Raw genomic sequence first — 560 nt, 5'->3', positions numbered from 1 at the left:
ACGGTCAACTGGATACCGCTTGCGGTGACGGCATGAACCTCCCGCAGGGTGCGTTTCGCAGTCAGCAACTCAATGCACAACCCTACAAAGATGGAGTGATTCTCGCCGTCACGAATTTGAGCGCTCCCACTCCGGGCATAGCAGTCGTGTCAACAGGGTTGCGCAATCCTTTCCGGTTTGCGGTCAATCCTGTCAACCACGATTTGTACATTGGCAATGTAGGCTGGAACGCGTGGGAGTCGATCGATCATCTGAGCAATGCCGGGCAAAACTTTGGCTGGCCGTGCTTCGAAGGATGGGACCCGGCAACGGGCGCGGCAGCACCACAGCCGGACTATCAGAACCCGGCGAACACGGGGAACGTAAGCTACTGTGCGGGCATGAGCGCGTCTGCACCGTTTTTCGCGTATGCGCATGGAAGTTATGTCACTCCAGCCGACAGCAAGGCGAAGACGTGTGGCGGCAGGCCGTCGGGCGGCGGTCCGGATCAGAACGGCAGTGTCATATCGGCCATCGGGTTCACGGATAACAGCAGCACGACCTATCCGGCCATCTATAAA

The 560-nt window shown here is 58.2% G+C and carries 1 pseudogene; it reads left to right on the top strand.

Going from position 1 to position 560, the window contains the following annotated elements:
* Window positions 1-32: 32 nt before the first annotated feature.
* A pseudogene (locus AB4Y40_RS42800) lies at window positions 33-560 on the top strand (hypothetical protein); the annotation flags it as partial.

The organism is Paraburkholderia sp. EG287B (assembly GCF_040965595.1).
Classification (GTDB): Bacteria; Pseudomonadota; Gammaproteobacteria; order Burkholderiales; family Burkholderiaceae; genus Paraburkholderia.
Note: the sequence above shows the minus strand (reverse complement) of the source record. Positions and strands in the feature narration are given on the sequence as shown.